18 protein-coding genes are annotated in these 15,180 nt (G+C 57.6%); 15 read left to right on the top strand and 3 right to left on the bottom strand.

Annotated elements, in window-relative coordinates:
• Positions 1-234 precede the first annotated feature (234 nt).
• Positions 235-984, bottom strand: coding sequence for a PEP-CTERM sorting domain-containing protein (locus ABJO75_RS02155; RefSeq protein WP_348132629.1), 750 nt, complete (start codon positions 982-984; stop codon positions 235-237).
• A gap of 265 nt (positions 985-1,249) precedes the next feature.
• A complete protein-coding gene (gene mdh, locus ABJO75_RS02150; RefSeq protein ID WP_348132627.1) occupies positions 1,250-2,212 on the bottom strand; it encodes a malate dehydrogenase in 963 nt (320 codons plus the stop codon).
• Between the two features lie 158 nt (positions 2,213-2,370).
• Between mdh and ABJO75_RS02145 the strand changes: the two genes are divergently transcribed.
• Complete coding sequence (locus ABJO75_RS02145; RefSeq protein ID WP_348132624.1) at positions 2,371-3,126, top strand: sulfite exporter TauE/SafE family protein; 756 nt, start codon at positions 2,371-2,373, stop codon at positions 3,124-3,126.
• Between the two features lie 6 nt (positions 3,127-3,132).
• Here the strand turns inward: ABJO75_RS02145 and ABJO75_RS02140 are convergent, their stop codons facing one another.
• Positions 3,133-3,450 (bottom strand): hypothetical protein, encoded by a 318-nt coding sequence (locus ABJO75_RS02140; RefSeq protein WP_348132621.1) that lies wholly within the window; start codon positions 3,448-3,450, stop codon positions 3,133-3,135.
• 234 nt (positions 3,451-3,684) lie between these two features.
• On the opposite strand from ABJO75_RS02140, the gene ABJO75_RS02135 reads away from it, so the two are divergent.
• From ABJO75_RS02135 to ABJO75_RS02070, 14 genes are all read left to right on the top strand, one after another.
• On the top strand, positions 3,685-4,542 hold the full coding sequence (locus ABJO75_RS02135; RefSeq protein ID WP_348132619.1) for a CoA ester lyase: 858 nt from the start codon (positions 3,685-3,687) through the stop codon (positions 4,540-4,542).
• A gap of 5 nt (positions 4,543-4,547) precedes the next feature.
• A complete protein-coding gene (locus ABJO75_RS02130; protein ID WP_348132616.1) occupies positions 4,548-5,102 on the top strand; it encodes an NnrU family protein in 555 nt (184 codons plus the stop codon).
• 11 nt (positions 5,103-5,113) lie between these two features.
• Positions 5,114-5,320: a DUF1737 domain-containing protein gene (locus ABJO75_RS02125; protein WP_348132613.1), complete on the top strand. Its 207-nt coding sequence runs from the start codon at positions 5,114-5,116 to the stop codon at positions 5,318-5,320.
• On the top strand, positions 5,321-6,355 hold the full coding sequence (locus ABJO75_RS02120) for a MaoC family dehydratase (protein ID WP_348132611.1): 1,035 nt from the start codon (positions 5,321-5,323) through the stop codon (positions 6,353-6,355).
• Positions 6,356-6,628: 273 nt separating this feature from the next.
• Complete coding sequence (locus ABJO75_RS02115; protein WP_348132608.1) at positions 6,629-7,327, top strand: DUF1194 domain-containing protein; 699 nt, start codon at positions 6,629-6,631, stop codon at positions 7,325-7,327.
• A gap of 199 nt (positions 7,328-7,526) precedes the next feature.
• Positions 7,527-7,916, top strand: a complete 390-nt coding sequence (gene sdhC / locus ABJO75_RS02110; protein WP_348132605.1) for a succinate dehydrogenase, cytochrome b556 subunit — start codon at positions 7,527-7,529, stop codon at positions 7,914-7,916.
• Between the two features lie 11 nt (positions 7,917-7,927).
• Positions 7,928-8,299, top strand: coding sequence for a succinate dehydrogenase, hydrophobic membrane anchor protein (sdhD, locus tag ABJO75_RS02105; protein WP_348132603.1), 372 nt, complete (start codon positions 7,928-7,930; stop codon positions 8,297-8,299).
• Between the two features lie 22 nt (positions 8,300-8,321).
• Positions 8,322-10,130: a succinate dehydrogenase flavoprotein subunit gene (gene sdhA, locus ABJO75_RS02100; protein ID WP_348132601.1), complete on the top strand. Its 1,809-nt coding sequence runs from the start codon at positions 8,322-8,324 to the stop codon at positions 10,128-10,130.
• Positions 10,131-10,145: 15 nt separating this feature from the next.
• Positions 10,146-10,964 carry a hypothetical protein gene (locus ABJO75_RS02095; protein WP_348132598.1) on the top strand — a complete coding sequence of 273 codons (819 nt, stop codon included), beginning with the start codon at positions 10,146-10,148 and terminating at the stop codon, positions 10,962-10,964.
• Positions 10,961-11,674: an FkbM family methyltransferase gene (locus ABJO75_RS02090; protein WP_348132595.1), complete on the top strand. Its 714-nt coding sequence runs from the start codon at positions 10,961-10,963 to the stop codon at positions 11,672-11,674. Before ABJO75_RS02095 ends, ABJO75_RS02090 begins: the two co-directional genes overlap by 4 nt.
• A gap of 73 nt (positions 11,675-11,747) precedes the next feature.
• Positions 11,748-12,527 carry a succinate dehydrogenase iron-sulfur subunit gene (locus tag ABJO75_RS02085; RefSeq protein WP_348132592.1) on the top strand — a complete coding sequence of 260 codons (780 nt, stop codon included), beginning with the start codon at positions 11,748-11,750 and terminating at the stop codon, positions 12,525-12,527.
• A 27-nt stretch (positions 12,528-12,554) separates the two neighbouring features.
• A complete protein-coding gene (locus tag ABJO75_RS02080; RefSeq protein ID WP_348132590.1) occupies positions 12,555-13,268 on the top strand; it encodes a hypothetical protein in 714 nt (237 codons plus the stop codon).
• A 120-nt stretch (positions 13,269-13,388) separates the two neighbouring features.
• Positions 13,389-13,538, top strand: coding sequence for a hypothetical protein (locus tag ABJO75_RS02075; protein ID WP_348132587.1), 150 nt, complete (start codon positions 13,389-13,391; stop codon positions 13,536-13,538).
• A 454-nt stretch (positions 13,539-13,992) separates the two neighbouring features.
• Positions 13,993-15,177, top strand: coding sequence for a type III PLP-dependent enzyme (locus ABJO75_RS02070; RefSeq protein ID WP_348132584.1), 1,185 nt, complete (start codon positions 13,993-13,995; stop codon positions 15,175-15,177).
• The last annotated feature ends 3 nt before the right edge of the window (positions 15,178-15,180 follow it).

The raw sequence follows: 15,180 nt of genomic DNA, 5'->3' as shown, positions 1-15,180 counted from the left end.
CTTTTTTGACGCAGGGCTTGGGTTTTCGTGAAAAAAGCGACATTTGTGATCACACGTTTGAAAAGTGTGATCACAAAGAGTCGCGGGAATGTTCAGACATGTTTGCGAAGTGCGAAAAAGCGATTCGTTTTACAAAAAAAAGACGCCACCCGTGAAGGGCGGCGTTCAATTGCTTCAGGCTTTTCTGGCGGCTCAATCAAGTCTTGATGAGAGCCACCTGAAATGCAGACCGTTTCAGGATGCGCGGCGGCGGCGTGCGATCCAGCCCATCAGACCCAGTCCACCAGCAAGCAGCGGAAGCGACGCCGGGACGGGAATAGGCGCCACGCTGGAACCTAAACGAACATCGTCGATGCCAAAGCCGTCGCCGGATTCAATGAACAAGGACAAGCCTACTGTGTCGACAAGCCCATCAAGGTCGATCCTGACAAAAAACAAATCGGCGTCGCCCTGACGGTTGGAATTCAGGATATCCTCGGCCACGTCAAACATTTCGCCGGCAACTTCGAGTTCAAAGGCCACGCGCCCTACATCATCGACATCTGTCAGGAAAAAGCTGACGCTGTCGAACATCGAGCCACCTTCGGCCGCAAGATTGATCGCGCTGTTGTCGTTGCTATCAAGCCAGTTGGAACCACCCAAGGTGGTATTGTAGCGGCCATAGCTCGATGTGTCGCGGATCAGGCTCTGATCATCCGGCGTATCACAGGAGTTGCCGCATCGGCCACCGGCGGTCGTGGTGAAATCACCCACGCTGGTGCTGGTCAGAGGCGTCACATCGCCTACGCCGCCACCATCGGCCACTGGCCTGTAGCTTTCGAAATCTTCGTAGGCCACCACATAGTCAGTTTCGGCCGCGTCGCGGTCACTCTGTGCGGTGGTCAGTTGGGACTGGTCATAAGACGTCCAGCTCAAGGTCGCGGCGCTCGCTCCCGAACCCAATAGGGTCGCAGCGACAGCGACGGATGCAAATTGTTTAATCATGATTCCACTCTCTCTAAAATGCGCTTACTGATACAACCGGAACGCACAACCCAGCGGGAAGAAAGCCGCGCAAATTCCGAGGAGAACGTTTCTCCCATTAACACTTTATTAAGGAATCGCTTGGGAATCAACCGTTTTGGCGTGATCGCATGAGTGAATGTGAGTCCGTCAAGATGAAACCTTTGACGTTGCGCTTTGGAAGCAACAAAAAGCCGGACAGCAGTTGATGCTGTCCGGCGTCACAATGTTTCGATTGTGTCGTGGTTTAGGCGAGGGAGCTGTCGATGCCTTTGCAGGCGTCAACCAAGCCCTTCACGGCATTGACAGAGCTGTCAAACATCGCTTGCTCGTTCTTGGTCATCTTGATGTCGATAACTTTCTCAATGCCGCCGGCTCCAATGATGGTCGGCACGCCGACATACATGCCTTTCAGGCCCAGAGCGCCATCAACGTAGGCGGCGCAGGGCAGAACGCGCTTCTGGTCTTTCAGATAGGCTTCGGCCATCTCGATTGCCGAGGTTGCCGGTGCATAGAATGCACTGCCGGTTTTCAGTAGCCCGACGATTTCAGCGCCGCCATCACGGGTACGCTGAATGATACCGTCCAGCTTTTCCTGCGTGGTCCAGCCCATCGCGACCAGATCAGGCAGCGGGATACCGGCAACAGTCGAATAGCGCGACAGCGGCACCATGGTGTCGCCGTGACCACCCAGAACGAACGCTGTGACGTCCTTCATCGAGACACCGAATTCGGTCGCGAGGAAATGACGGAAGCGCGCACTGTCCAGAACACCCGCCATGCCACAGACTTTTTCATGCGGCAGGCCCGAGAATTCACGCAGCGCCCAGACCATCGCGTCGAGCGGGTTGGTGATGCAGATCACGAATGCATTGGGGGCGTGATCGCGGATGCCTTCGCCGACCGATTTCATGACCTTGAGGTTGATCCCCAAGAGATCGTCGCGGCTCATCCCCGGTTTGCGCGGTACACCGGCGGTGACGATACAGACGTCTGCGCCCGCGATATCTGCATAGGATTGGGTGCCTGAGAGGGTCGCGTCAAAGCCTTCGGAGGGGCCGGATTCCGCGATGTCGAGTGCTTTGCCCTCAGGTGTTCCCTCAGCGATATCGAACAGGACGACGTCGCCAAGTTCTTTCAGAGCTGCGAGGTGGGCGAGCGTGCCGCCGATCTGACCTGCTCCGATGAGCGCGATCTTTGGTCTGGCCATGGATTTCTCTCCGATCCGATGAAAATTGCGCGTTGCCTAGTGCGTTAGGTTGCATCGCGCAAGTGTTCTGCGCTGCGGCGTGACCGCGCGTTGTCACTGGTAGTGATGCACGGGATACGGTAAAGCCCAATCATGGTAACAGTTTACGGAACATCACGTTGCTGGAGCTGAGCATTGGTTTTTTTGCGCTTGCGGCGCCGGCGGTTCTGTTCGCCGGTATCTCCAAGGGTGGGTTTGGTTCAGGAGCGGCCTTCGCATCGGCCTCGATTCTCGCGGTGATCCTTGAGCCGGGTCAGGCGCTGGCCATCATGTTGCCATTGCTGATGCTGATCGATGTGACCGCACTTAAGTCGTATTGGAAGAAGTGGAATTGGCCTGACGCACGTCTTCTAATACTGGGCGCTTTGCCCGGCGTTGCACTTGGGGCGTTGCTCTATAGAAGCGCAAATGCCGATGTGCTTCGATTTTTGATAGGTGCGATCTCGATCGGTTTTGTGGCTTGGCAACTTGCGCGACGCAACGGGTTGATCCGCATGTCTGGCCGCACAGCGTCTAGGCCGCTGGGCCTGTTTGCCGGCTTGGTCACCGGCTTTACCAGCTTTGTGAGCCATGCCGGCGGACCGCCCGCCGCAGTCTATCTGCTGTCACAGAATCTGGCCAAGAACCAGTATCAAGCCACGACGGTGTTGGTGTTCTGGGTCATCAACATCACCAAGTTCATACCCTACGCTTATCTTGGCATGTTCACGGCAGAGACCGCTTTTGCGGACATGCTGCTCGCACCCTTTGCCATTCTTGGTGCATGGCTGGGGGTGCGGGCGCATCGGATTGTATCGGAATCCGTGTTCTTCGGGATCACATATGTTCTGCTTGCGATGACTGGTAGCAAGCTGATCTGGGATGCCCTGACCTGATCGCGCTCAGGCTTCGTTGCCTTTCGGGGGCAACGCGTCAGCAAGTTCTTCAAACGATTGTCCGGATGCCACGAGGCAGGTCATGCCATTTGGCATTGTCACGGTGATCGTCCAGCTGCCTGTATCGTCAGACGCAAATGTTTCGACCACGGCCCCCTGCGAACCCAAACCTATGCTTTGCCGCGTTTCGCCATAGCTGTTGGTCAACCGTTCGATCACCGCGTCACGCGGTGCGCAGTTTCGGGTTTGCTGGGCGGCGATGTCCTGTGCTGCCAACACCATAACGCCCAACCCGACGGTCATGTTCAATACGGCCTTCATCATGGGACTACCTTTCCGTTTCTTTGCATCCGAGACACGCCCGGGCGGTTCGGACAGTGACTTGCTGTCTTGACCAATCCTGCCTTCAGGAATGCTGAAAATTGGTTAACAGCGCGTTCGGCGCCCCATTCGCCACGCAGAAGCATACGAAAATTGCTGCATTGCGGCGATTTCAGCTTGAACTTTCTGACCAAAAATGCCCCTTTCTGCGCAAGATTATGACTTGTGGAGAGACTCATGCCATCCAGCGCGCGCCCCTACCGTTCCGTTCTGTATATTCCCGCGTCCAAATCGCGGGCGCTGGAAAAGGCCAAGACGCTTCCAGTAGACGCGATCATCTTTGATCTCGAGGACGCGGTGACGCCTGCGGAAAAAGCGAACGCGCGGGCGCTTCTTGCGGATGCTTTGGCTGCGGGTGGGTATGGTGATCGGGTCCGTTTGGTGCGGATCAACGGGTTGGATACCGAATGGGGGCGTGATGATGCGATCGCGGCCCGCGACATGGAGTGCGATGCGATCCTGTTGCCCAAGGTCGGTAGCCCTGATGATGTGGATGCGCTGACCGCAATCACAGGCGACACCCCGATCTGGGCGATGATGGAGACACCGCAGGGCATGTTGAACGCCCATGCGATTGCCGCGCATCCACTGGTTGACGGGTTTGTTCTGGGCACCAATGACCTTGCCAAAGACCTCAACACCCGGTTCCGCGCCGACCGTGAACCCCTGATGACTGGCTTGGGCCTGTGCCTGCTCGCCGCCAAGGCCGAAGGCGTTGTTGCGATCGACGGGGTATATAATGCCTTCAAGGATGAGGCAGGGCTGGAATTTGAATGCAATCAGGGCCGTGACATGGGCTTTGACGGCAAATCTCTGATCCACCCGGCGCAGGTCGACATCACCAATCGCGCCTTTGCGCCCTCGGTGGATGAGATCGAACTCGCGCGCCGTCAGATCACGGCATTTGAGGAAAGCGAGGCCAGCGGACAGGGGGTTGCGGTGGTCGATGGTCGCATCGTCGAAAATCTGCACGTTGCCACCGCCCGTGAATTGCTGGCAAAAGCAGAGATGATAGAGGCTTTGCAAGCGGGGTAGCCAGCATGGGTTGGGTTCTTTTATTTTTGGGTGTGGCACTGTGGTGGGCCGCACATCTGTTTAAGCGTGTCGCACCCGAACGGCGCGCCGCGATGGGGAATGCCGGCAAAGGTATGGTCGCGTTGGCGATCGTGGCCTCGATCGTGTTGATGGTTCTGGGCTTTCGCGCGACGCCATATGTCGCGGTCTGGACGCCGCCATCCTTCATGATCCACATCAACAACACGCTGATGATCTTTGCGCTGTGGATGGCAAGTCCGGCAGGTCAGAAGGGCCTCATACTGAACAAGGTCCGCCACCCAATGCTTGGCGGGTTCAAGCTGTGGGCGTTCGCGCATCTTCTGGTCAATGGCGATCTGGCGTCGATTCTGATGTTCGGCAGCCTGTTGGCCTGGGCGGTTTGCGAAGTCATTGTGATCAACAAATCAGAAGCCAACTGGTCGCCCGGTGCGCCGGGGACGCTGGCAAAGGACGCCATGTTCTTTGCGGTCTCGATCGTGTTGCTCGGTGTGATCGGCATGATCCATGGGTGGCTGGGCTACTGGCCCTTCCCGCAATAAGGACTTTAGACATGAGCACGATTTACCGGTTCCTCTCGGAAGAGGATACGTCTGCCTTTTGCCACAAGGTCAGCGCGGCGCTGGCAAAAGGTTGGTCGCTGTACGGATCACCGACGCAAACATTTGATGCGGCGACAGGGACCATGCGGTGCGGGCAGGCGGTGATCAAGGAAGTCAGCGCAGATTACACCCCCGACATGAAATTGGGAGAACAATAGATGGCGACCAAGACCAATTCCGGCCGGTTCTTTGAAGACTATGTTGTCGGTGATGTGCTGAACCATCCCGTGCCGCGCACGGTCAAGATGGGGGAACGCGCCCTCTATCATATGCTCTATCCGGCGCGTCATGCGCTGCATTCATCTGACCAATTCGCGCAGGGCTGCGGTCTGCCATTCAGCCCGTTGGATGATCTGGTCGCGTTTCACGTGGTATTCGGCAAGACCGTGCCGGATGTGTCACTGAATGCGGTGGCCAATCTGGGTTATGCCGAGGGTCGCTGGCTGCGCCCGGTCTGGCCCGGTGACACGCTGCGGTCTGTTTCAGAGGTGATCGGGGTCAAGCAGAACAGCAATGGCAAGACCGGCGTTGTTTATGTCCGCACAACCGGAATGAACCAGCATGACGAGACTGTGCTGGAATATGTTCGTTGGGTGATGGTGCGCAAACGCGATGTGGATGCGCCTGCGCCTGCACCCATCGTGCCAGATCTCGCGAAGGTGGTCGCGCCGACCGATCTGGTGGTACCGAAAGGTCTCGATTTCACAGATTACGATTTTGCGCTGGCCGGAGAGCCTCACCGTTGGGGCGATTACGAGGTTGGTGAACAGATCGACCATGTCGATGGTGTGACCATCGAAGAGGCCGAGCACATGATGGCGACGCGGCTTTGGCAGAATACGGCCAAGGTGCATTTTGATGTCAACGCCCGCCCTGATGGCAGTCGCCTGATCTATGGTGGCCACGTAATCTCGATGGCGCGGGCGCTTTCGTTCAACGGGCTGGCCAACGCGCAGATGTTGGTCGGGCTGAATGCCGGAGCTCACGCCAACCCGTGCCTGTCCGGTGATACGGTCTATGCCTGGTCAGAAGTTCTCGAAAAGGCCGAGACAGCCTCGCCTAGTGTTGGTGCAATCCGCCTTCGCCTTGTCGCGACCAAAGGACACGCGCCATTTGTTTTGCGCGGTGAGGATGGCAAGTACCGTCCCGAAGTGCTTCTCGATCTTGATTACTGGGCATTGATCCCGATCTGATCGGCGCAAATCTGTATGCGGGGCGCGATGTCTGTCGCAGTTTGATTTGTGGGAGACATCCTGCTTCACGGATTGTGCACGGCTGACGGTCTTTCCGGATCGTAGGGCGGGGTTGTTCTGTCTGCCACTGTCCTGATCGTTGCAGTTTCGGGTGGCCTTTGGCGCGATAGAGTTTTGCCACAACCGTGACGTACCCCGTGGGCCGGATCTGGTTCGGGTATCGCCGGTTTTGACAGATATGCTTGCGCTCCAAAATGTCGTACGATTTTGACGATGTTTGGCATTCTCCGTGTTTCTCTGTTTCTCTTCGTGTTTGCCGCAGGTCGGGCGCTTTCCTGCGATCTGGCGCTGGTTCTGGCGGTAGACGTCTCTGGATCCGTCGATGATGAGGAGTATCGTCTGCAGATGGATGGGCTTGCCCATGCATTGCGCGATGGTGTCATCTCCGAGGCGCTTGTCCGCGCTCAGGCACAAGTGATGCTGGTCCAATGGACCGGGTCAAGCCGACAGCAGATCACCATACCCTGGACCGGTGTGAACAGCTTTGACACGCTGGATGCATTTGCAGATTGGGTTGCAAACGACCCGCGTGTCTGGAGAAACTACTCGACGGCGATTGGCGACGCGCTGGAATTCATGCTTCCTGCTTTTGGTCAGGTTCAACACTGTAAACGACATCTGATTGATGTCTCCGGCGACGGGCAATCAAACGAAGGCAAGCCGCCGACTGACATGCATAACGCGCTGAAACGCGCCGAGGTCACCGTCAATGCCATCGCGATCGAAGCATCGGAACCGGACCTGACAGCGTATTTCTACGAGAATGTCATTGTCGGCGAGGGGGCGTTTGTGATCACGGCGTCCAGCTTTGAAGAATACCCGGACCGCATTCGCAAGAAACTGCTGCGCGAAGTTACGCGGCAGTCGGCCCGGATAGGCGGGAAACCTGCCGAAGTATCCCAGAAACAATAGGAGCGACTCAGCCATGTCGGTAAAATCGTCTGTCTGTACAGGATAGTTAGGTTGTGATCACAGCTTGGCGCACTGTGATCACAAGTTAGCGTTAAACTGGAAAGCCGCGCCAAAAAACCGCGCCTAAATTTGCCGAGCACGGGTGACAGCGGGCCAAAAAGGTTTAAAAACAAGCAAAAGCATCTGCAAAGGACCCGCCATGGCTGACGTCAATCGGGGCAATCGCCCGCTCTCGCCCTTTATGATCGGGCAGTATTATCGCCCTCAGATGACCTCAATTTCATCAATCATGGTGCGCATCACCGGGATCGCGTCGCTCGGCACCGCGTTTCTTATAGTGCTATGGCTCTTGTCCGCTGCGACATCGGAAAGTGCCTTCGCGGTGGTTGATGGTCTGCTGCGAAGCTTTGTGGGCGATATCCTCATGCTGCTCGCAACCTGGGCAATCTGGTATCATGTGCTAGGACGTCTGCGCCATGTCATCTGGGATTTCGGATATCTGCTTGAGGTCGAAATTTCGGAACGCATGGGGCTTGGCATGTTCATCGGAGCGACCGTGCTGACGATTATCACGGCAATCGTGGTTTAAGGAGGATGGCAATGAGATATCTTACCGATCGCAAGCGCGCCCAAGGTCTTGGTTCCTCCAGACATGGCACCGAACACCACTGGCAGATGTTGGTCAGTTCCATCCTGCTGTGCGTTCTTGTTCCGCTTTTCATTTTCACGTTCGGCATCGGACTGGGCGGAACTTATGAAGAGGTGATCGCCTATTTCGGACGGCCTTTCCCAGCAATCCTGACCGCGCTGACGCTGATCGTCGGCATCAACCACGTCAAATGCGAAACACAGGAAGCGATTGAGGACTATATGGGCGGCACCGCGAGTAAGCTGGCCTATATCGCCGTTGGCGCGTTCTCATACACTCTCATCGCTGCGGGTCTTTTCGCGCTCGTCAAAATCGCGCTGTAAGCTGCGCCAAGGAAAATCGATAATGACTGCAACATACGAATACGAGACGCATGAATATGACGTCGTGGTCGTCGGAGCAGGGGGCGCGGGCCTTCGCGCGACTCTCGGCATGGCAGAGCAGGGACTGCGCACAGCCTGTGTGACCAAGGTCTTTCCAACCCGCTCACATACGGTCGCCGCGCAGGGTGGCATCGCCGCGTCCCTGTCCAACATGGGCCCCGACAACTGGCAGTGGCATATGTATGACACGGTCAAAGGTTCGGACTGGCTCGGCGATACGGACGCGATGGAGTATCTCGCACGCGAAGCGCCCAAGGCGGTTTATGAGCTGGAACACTATGGCGTTCCGTTCAGTCGGACCGAAGAAGGCAAGATTTATCAGCGTCCCTTTGGTGGCCATACCACCGAGTTTGGTGAAGGCCCGCCGGTGCAACGCACCTGTGCCGCCGCCGACCGGACCGGGCACGCAATCCTGCACACACTCTATGGTCAAAGCCTGAAGAACAACGCCGAATTCTACGTCGAGTACTTCGCGATTGACCTGATCATGTCCGACGATGGCGTGTGTCAGGGTGTTGTCTGCTGGAAGCTGGACGACGGCACCATGCATGTGTTCAGCGCCAAGACCGTGGTGCTGGCCACCGGCGGCTATGGACGTGCCTATTTCTCGGCCACATCGGCACATACCTGTACTGGCGATGGTGGCGGCATGGTCGCACGGGCCGGGCTGCCCATGCAGGACATGGAATTTGTTCAGTTTCACCCGACTGGTATCTACGGCTCTGGCTGTCTGATCACCGAAGGGGCACGGGGCGAAGGTGGATACCTGACGAACTCGGAAGGCGAGCGGTTCATGGAGCGTTATGCGCCCCAGTACAAGGACCTCGCGCCGCGAGACTATGTCAGCCGGTCGATGACCATGGAAATTCGCGAAGGACGTGGCGTCGGCGCCGAAGGTGATCATATCCACCTGAACCTGTCGCACCTGCCACCAGAAGCATTGGCCGAGCGATTGCCCGGTATCTCGGAAAGCGCCAAGATTTTTGCAGGGGTCGATGTGACCAAGGAGCCGATCCCGGTGATCCCGACCGTGCATTACAATATGGGCGGTATCCCAACGAACTATTGGGGCGAAGTGCTGAACCCGACCGCCGAAGACCAGAACGCGATTGTGCCGGGCCTTATGGCCGTTGGCGAAGCTGGTTGCGCTTCGGTCCATGGTGCCAACCGTCTGGGGTCGAACTCGCTGATCGACCTTGTCGTGTTTGGTCGTGCCGCCGCGATCCGGGCCGGCAAGGTTGTCGATCCGTCCAAGGCCAACGCCCCGTTGAACCAAGCCTCTGTCGATGCTGCGTTTAACCGGTTTGATACGCTGCGCAATGCGCAAGGTGCGGTGCCGACTGCCGATCTGCGCCTTGAGATGCAAAAGTGCATGCAGGCCGATGCCGCCGTGTTCCGGACATCCAAGACACTTGCCGAAGGCGTCAAGCGGATGGACGATATTGCCGCCAAGATGTCCGACATCAAGGTCACTGACCGTAGTCTGATCTGGAACAGCGACCTGATGGAGACGCTGGAACTGACCAACCTGATGCCAAACGCTCTGGCGACGATCACCGGAGCCGAGGCGCGTCATGAAAGCCGGGGTGCCCATGCGCACGAAGATTTCCCGGATCGCAACGACGAAGATTGGCGTGTTCACACAATCAGCCGGGTAAACGGACGGGACGTGAGCCTGACCCATCGGCCCGTGGTGGTCGATCCGCTGTCCACCGAGGCAGAGGGTGGCATCAGCCTCAAGAAGATCGCGCCCAAGGCCCGGACGTTCTAAGGCGGACAAAGGGCTTTGGACAGAGAACCAGATACCACGGCCAAGCGCCTGATCATCCATTGTGGTGTTCAGAAAACCGGCTCGACGTCGTTGCACCATTTCCTTGGTCGCAACCGCGACGCGCTGGCGGCTCATGTTTTGGCCCTGACCCCTGCCAAGGGATCGGCGACCCGTGATCTGGGCAACGCCGCGATGCGGTTCAGCCTGCGGCCCACAGATGAACGCCTTTTGCGCCTGCGCGAGTGTGCGGGCCTTGTCCGCGATGCGATTCTGGAACAAGGGGCGGAAACGGTCCTGATCAGCCATGAGAACCTGCTTGGCGCGATGCTTGGAAACAGCGGCACTGTCACGCTTTACCCCCGGCTTGAGCGCATTGTTGAGGTTCTTAACCGAGTCTTCGCTCCGCTGGTGCCGGAGTATGTCGTCTACACCCGTGATCTGCCGCAGTGGAAACGCAGCGTGCATGCTCAGGCGATCCGTTCTGACCGCTATTCCGGGACACTCGTTGATTTTCTGTCCAAAACCGAGGCTTGTGGAAGCTGGGCGCAGACAGAGCGGCGGTTGGCCAAATTGGTTGGCGCCGCTCGATCAACGCTGTTTCGCGTCGAGGACGAACCGGACGAGGCGCGTCCGGGCCAACAGCTCTTGCGATATGCAGGAGTGAGCGAGGCCGAGATTGCCGCGCTGCATCCCGTGCGTGGGCGCAGCAAGACGCGCATCAATGCGGGCGGGCTGGAGTTTCAGCGGCTGGTCAACCAGCTTGGGCTTGAGAGGCCCGCGCGCCGGGCGATTGGCGAATTGATTGCCGGGAACCAGAGGCTGTTCGTTTCGTGACCCCGATCAGCGATCATATGTTCCGGCGGGCGTTGCGTCAACGTGGGCTGGTGGCCGTTCCCAACAAGGGTCATCACGACTACCTGCGCAGTTTTGGGCCGCAAACCGACGTGATCGTGGACGTCGGTGTGCATACAGGCACACCGCAATTGTATCGGGCCTTTCCCGACCGAAAGTTCGTGTTGATCGATCCTCGTGCGGAATCCGAAGCTGAGACGATTGCAAATGGCGCGCCGGAGAATTTCGATTTTCACGCCTGCGCCGTTGGAGCAACCGAAGGCGAGATGGAGCTGCGCACCCCGACAATGAAGCGCGGGGAAAACCCGGCGATGGCAGGGTTCAAACCGATTGCGGGGCCGATGGCCAGCGCGGTAAAGGGATATGACCTGCGCAAAGTACCAGTGGTTCCGCTTGATCAGATCATGGAAGGGTATCCTGGACGCGTTGGCCTCAAGATCGACACCGAAGGCTTTGAACTTGAAGTCTTGCAGGGGGCGGCCGAGACGCTTCTGCGCTGCGACTTTGTGATCGTCGAACTTTCCATCACGCATCGCTTTGATGACATCGCGCCACCGAGCCACGTGGTCGCTGAACTGGCCCGCGCCGGGCTGGAGTTGCGTGATATTCTGCGCACCACCGGTGATGGCAAAGGTGGGGTGCGACCCCGCCTGTTTGACGCTCTTTTCACGCGATGGGAGGCCCGAAACTGATGCGCCGTCTCGATCCGAAACACATGTGGTCCAAACCGCCACACCCAACTTTCCGCCCAGTGAGGTATTTGCAATGGTCCAACTGACGCTCCCCAAGAACAGCCGCATAACGACTGGCAAGACCTGGCCAAAGCCCGAAGGTGCAACGAACGTCCGCAAGTTCCAGATCTATCGCTGGACCCCGGATGATGGGCAGAACCCGCGCGTGGACACGTATTTTCTTGACATGGACAAATGCGGGCCGATGGTTCTGGACGCGCTGATCAAGATCAAGAACGAGATCGATCCGACGCTTACTTTCCGACGCTCCTGCCGCGAGGGAATTTGTGGCTCCTGCGCGATGAACATCGATGGGATCAACACGCTGGCCTGTATCTACGGGCTGGATGAAATCAAAGGTGATGTCAAAATTTATCCGCTGCCGCACATGCCGGTGGTCAGGGATTTGATCCCGGATCTGACGCACTTCTATGCTCAGCATGCGAGCATCATGCCGTGGCTCGAAACCAAGACCAACCGTCCTGCAAAAGAGTGGAAGCAGTCGATCGAAGACCGCAAGAAGTTGGACGGACTTTATGAATGCGTGATGTGCGCGTCGTGTTCGACATCCTGCCCGTCCTACTGGTGGAATGGCGACCGCTACCTCGGACCCGCCGCGCTGCTGCACGCCTATCGGTGGATCATTGATAGCCGTGACGAGGCGACAGGCGAGCGGCTGGACGAATTGGAAGATCCGTACAAGCTCTACCGGTGCCACACGATCATGAACTGCGCCAAGACCTGTCCAAAGGGACTGAACCCGGCCAAGGCCATTGCCGAGATCAAGCACATGATGGTGGAACGCACCGTTTAAAGCTGCGGCAAGACCGTGGTGTTGATGATGGACGAATTCTACATCGCTATCGCGCTGGCCACTTTGGCTGGTGCTTCGATCCCCATTGGTGCGGCGTTGTCGACCTATGATCGATTGCTACCCGGCTGGCTGCAGGAAGAATTTCGCCATACCGTCGTCGCCTTTGGCGGCGGCGCTTTGCTGTCGGCTGTTGCGCTGGTGCTGGTGCCCGAAGGCAGCGAGCGGTTGACAACAGTTCCGGCGCTGTTCTGGTTTGCGCTTGGTGGGGTCGTCTTCTTTTGTGTCGACCGTGCACTTGCCGCTAAGGGCGGGCACGCGGCGCAGTTTCTGGCAATGATGCTGGACTACGTGCCCGAGGCGATGGCGCTTGGGGCATTGCTGGCGGACAATCTGGCTCTGGCGATTCTGATGGCGGTGCTGATCGCGCTGCAGAACCTGCCGGAAGGGTTCAACGCCTTTCGCGAGATGGCGCAGAGTGGCGGCGCGTCACGTGGCAAACTCTTGTTTCTTTTCGTTTTGATGGTGCCCATAGGTCCATTGGCAGCCCACGTGGGGCGTACATATTTGGTAGATAATCCTGCCTTGTTGGGGGCAGTGATGATGTTCGCCAGTGGCGGTATCCTTTACTTGTTGTTTGAGGACGTCGCGCCACAGGTGCCACTTGAACGGCACTGGGCTCCGCCATTGGGGGCCGTTGCCGGTTTCGCGCTTGGTTTGGCGGGTCATTTGATGCTGCCGTGACCCAGTTAATATTTGTGACCTAGGGTCACGCATGGCTGCATTGTCAAAACATGGGATGCAAATCCTGTTTGACGGTACTAAATAGCGGTCAGGGAGGGATAACAACCCTCGGAGAAATCCATGAAAACCTTGAAAAAATCGCCGATCGTCAAGGCGCGCGAAGCACTTGAAGCTCTTGAGCAGGCCTATGCTTATTATGCGCCCGAACCCCAGCCCAAAGATGCCCAAGCGGCTGAAGTTGAATATTTCGAATATGCGCCCGCAGCGTGATGGAGAGCCATTACGCGGTGGTTTAGCCAGCAGGGCAGCTTAATGCTGATCCTGCTGGTTGTTCTTCTGGTCGGGGTCGCTGCGTATTTTGTATGGCGGTCACGGACGTCGACGCTGACGCGGCAATGCCGCTGGCGTGCCGACCGGACTGTGGCGGCAGACTACTATCATTGTCTCGCCTGCGGTGGTGAGATCAAGACAGGCGATGACCGCGCGCCGCGCACGTGTGTGGCCCGCTCTTCACGAGAATCTACCTGACTGAGAGTTGCGAAAGAAATTTCGACTCGGTGCATTTTCCCTCTTGATCGGAATCGCGTTTGGCCTGATATGCGGCTTTAAGACGCCAACGCACGCGCCTCTGTCCCAAGGGCCATCCCCCATGGTTACGTAGCGACGGTAACGTCTCTGAATGGAAGTGAGCGGTCATATATGGCCGGGTCTATTGGAGATGACCATGAACGCTATCGTAACCGACTTGTCGGCTGCCGCCCGCATTGCGCCTGCAGTTAATCCCTCAACGCGCATCGAGTCGTTTCTGAAAACCACCCGGTTTGAAAGGCCTACGCTTGTGCTGGACATTGAGGCCGTTGCTCGCCAGTATCGCGCGCTAAAGACCGGGTTGGGCCGTGCGCACATCCACTACGCGGTCAAAGCCAACCCGCAACGCGAGATCATTGAAACTCTGGTGAATCTGGGTTCAGGATTTGACGCGGCTTCGCGTGCCGAAATCGAACTGTGCCTCAGCCAGGGCGCGGACCCGGATCACATCTCCTTTGGCAATACGGTCAAGCGTGCATCTGATATTGCGTTTGCGCACCATGCGGGTGTGTCTCTGTTTGCTGCGGACGCCGAGGATGAGCTTGAGAAAATCGCGGAATTCGCACCGGGCAGCCAAGTTTATATCCGCTTGATCGTGGATGTGTCCGAAGCGGATTGGCCATTGTCTCGAAAATTTGGCTGTGCCCGTGACAAGGCGATCAAGCTGTTGGACATGGCGGTCGATCTGGGCTTGTCGCCCGTTGGTTTCTCGTTCCACGTCGGCAGCCAGACCCGGCGAGCAGAGATGTGGATCGCGACACTGGATCAGGTCGCGCAGATCTGGGACGAAGCCAAGACTGCGGGCTACGATCTGAGCCTGCTGAACATCGGTGGTGGTTTCCCGGCCTATTACGATGAAGAGATCGAAGCGCCGACACCGTATGCCGCAAAAGTCATCGACCTGATCACCGCTCGCTTTGGCGAGGTGCCGCAGATCATGGCAGAACCAGGTCGTGGCATGGTCGCCGAAGCCGGCATGATTGCCGCCGAGGTGCTGCTGGTGTCCAAGAAATCGGACGACGACATGTTTCGCTGGGTGTATCTGGATATCGGTAAATTTTCGGGTTTGGCCGAGACCATGGACGAAGCGATCCGCTATCAGTTCGTGACCGACCGGGATCATGAAGAAACCGGCCCTTGCATCCTCGCAGGTCCTTCTTGCGACAGTGCCGACGTCCTTTATGAAAAGCGCCCGGTGTCATTGCCCGTTGGGCTGCGCGCGGGTGACCGGTTCGTCATCCGCAACTGCGGCGCCTATACATCGACATATGCGTCGATCGGTTTCAACGGATTTCCGCCACTGGATGTGGTCGTGATCTGATCT

The organism is Sedimentitalea sp. (assembly GCF_039973035.1).
In the GTDB taxonomy this organism is placed as follows: Bacteria; Pseudomonadota; Alphaproteobacteria; order Rhodobacterales; family Rhodobacteraceae; genus Sedimentitalea.
Note: the sequence above shows the minus strand (reverse complement) of the source record. Positions and strands in the feature narration are given on the sequence as shown.